The sequence below is a fragment of the Tardiphaga sp. genome (assembly GCF_028290785.1).
Taxonomy (GTDB): domain Bacteria; phylum Pseudomonadota; class Alphaproteobacteria; order Rhizobiales; family Xanthobacteraceae; genus Tardiphaga.
In genome coordinates this window covers 1-2,623 of the sequence record NZ_JAQGJD010000420.1, presented here as the reverse complement: position 1 = coordinate 2,623, position 2,623 = coordinate 1, and the positions used below count along the sequence as shown (strand labels likewise).

1 protein-coding gene is annotated in these 2,623 nt (G+C 60.8%); it reads left to right on the top strand.

Translation table 11 applies throughout. The annotated features are described in order from the left end of the window. A partial coding sequence (locus JWR89_RS26190) for a HAMP domain-containing protein (RefSeq protein ID WP_299721107.1) occupies positions 1-2,623 on the top strand: 2,623 nt, incomplete at both ends.

The window sequence follows — 2,623 nt, the reverse complement described above, 5'->3', positions numbered from 1 at the left end:
CCGCGGACGTCCGCGGAGAGATTTTGGAAGTGAAGAACACCATCAACACCATGGTCGATCAGTTGAACGGCTTTGCCTCCGAAGTGACACGCGTGGCGCGCGAAGTCGGCACCGAGGGCAAGCTTGGGGGACAGGCACAGGTGCCTGGAGTAGCTGGCACCTGGAAGGATCTGACCGACAATGTGAATTCGATGGCTTCCAATCTGACCGGACAGGTCCGCAACATCGCCGACGTGGCGACGGCCGTGGCGAACGGAGACCTTTCGCGCAAAATCACCGTCGATGTGAAAGGTGAAATCCTCGAACTGAAGAACACTCTCAACACGATGGTCGATCAGTTGAACGCGTTCGCCGGCGAAGTCAGTCGTGTCGCGCGCGAAGTGGGCACCGAGGGCAAGCTGGGCGGTCAGGCTGCGGTAGAAGGCGTGGCCGGCACCTGGAAAGATCTGACCGACAACGTGAACTCGATGGCCAATAATCTGACGGGCCAGGTCCGTAACATCGCCGACGTGACGACCGCGGTTGCCAGAGGCGACCTTTCCCGCAAGATCACCGTCGATGTGAAGGGCGAGATCCTGGCCCTCAAGAACACCATGAACACGATGGTCGATCAGCTCAACGGCTTTGCCGCCGAAGTGACGCGCGTGGCGCGCGAGGTCGGAACCGAGGGCAAGCTCGGGGGGCAGGCCGCCGTGCCAGGGGTCGCCGGCACTTGGAAGGACCTGACCGACAACGTCAACTTCATGGCGTCGAACCTGACGGGCCAGGTCCGAAACATCGCCGAAGTCACGACCGCCGTGGCTCGCGGCGATCTATCGAAGAAGATCACCGCCGACGTGCGCGGAGAGATTTTGGAAGTAAAGAACACCATCAATACGATGGTCGATCAGCTGAATGGATTCGCTTCGGAGGTGACACGCGTGGCGCGCGAGGTCGGTACCGAAGGCAAGCTGGGCGGTCAGGCGCAGGTGCCGGGCGTAGCCGGCACCTGGAAGGACCTCACGGACAACGTCAACTCGATGGCCAACAACCTCACCGGCCAAGTCCGCAACATTGCCGAAGTGACGATCGCGGTGGCCAACGGAGACCTTTCAAAGAAGATCACCGCGGACGTTCGCGGCGAGATTCTCGAAGTCAAGCAAACCATTAACACGATGGTCGATCAGCTCCGGTCTTTCGCGGCGGAAGTCAGCCGCGTGGCGCGCGAAGTCGGTACGGACGGCAAGCTCGGCGGTCAGGCACAAGTTCCCGGAGTCGCCGGCACCTGGAAGGACCTGACGGACAACGTCAATTCAATGGCCAATAACCTGACTGGGCAGGTCCGGAACATCGCCGACGTGGCAACTGCCATCGCGCGTGGCGACCTGAGCCGCAAAATCACCGTGGACGTGAAGGGCGAGATTCTGCAACTCAAGGAGACCATGAACACTATGGTCGATCAGCTATCGGCTTTTGCGTCCGAAGTGACCCGCGTTGCGCGCGAGGTCGGCACCGAAGGCAAGCTGGGCGGACAGGCGGCGGTCCCTGGTGTGGCCGGCACGTGGAAGGATCTCACGGACAACGTGAATTACATGGCGTCTAATTTGACCGGCCAGGTCCGCAACATTGCTGAAGTTACCATAGCGGTGGCCAGCGGCGACCTCTCCAAGAAAATCACGGTCGACGTGCGCGGAGAAATCCTGCAGCTCAAGGAGACCATCAACACGATGGTCGAACAGCTTCGATCGTTCGCTTCAGAAGTTACGCGGGTTGCGCGTGAAGTAGGTACGGAGGGACGACTTGGTGGCCAGGCGGCCGTTCCGGGCGTGGCCGGCACGTGGAAGGATCTAACCGACACGGTCAACGACCTCGCGAACAATCTTACGACCCAGGTCCGCAACATCGCTGAAGTTACCACGGCCGTCGCCCGCGGCGATCTCAACCGCAAAATCACCGTCGATGTGAAGGGCGAAATCCTAGAGCTGAAGGATACGATCAATACGATGGTCGACCAGCTAAACTCCTTTGCCGGCGAAGTCACGCGGGTGGCGCGCGAGGTCGGCACCGAAGGCCGGCTCGGCGGCCAGGCGGTCGTTCCAGGCGTAGCCGGAACCTGGAAAGACCTGACCGACAACGTCAACTTCATAGCGTCGAACCTCACCGACCAGGTCCGCGGCATCGTCAAGGTGGTCACCGCCGTCGCCAACGGAAATTTAAGCCAGCGCCTTAGCGTGCAGGCCAAAGGCGAAGTGGCCGCGCTCGGCGAAACCATCAACAACATGACCGACACACTCGCGACCTTCGCCGATCAGGTGACGAATGTGGCGCGAGAGGTCGGGGTCGATGGACGCTTGGGTGGACAAGCCAATGTTCCCGGCGCCGCCGGCACGTGGAAGGACCTGACCAGCAACGTCAATCTTCTCGCAGCCAACTTAACCACGCAGGTGCGTGCCATTGCCGAAGTGGCGACCGCTGTGACCAAAGGGGACCTGACGCGCACGATCCAGGTCGATGCTCGAGGCGAGGTGGCGGAGTTGAAGGACAACCTCAACACCATGATCTCGAACCTGCGCGATACCACCGAAAGCAACCGCGAGCAGGATTGGTTGAAAACGAACCTCGCCAAATTCGGCGGCATGCTTCA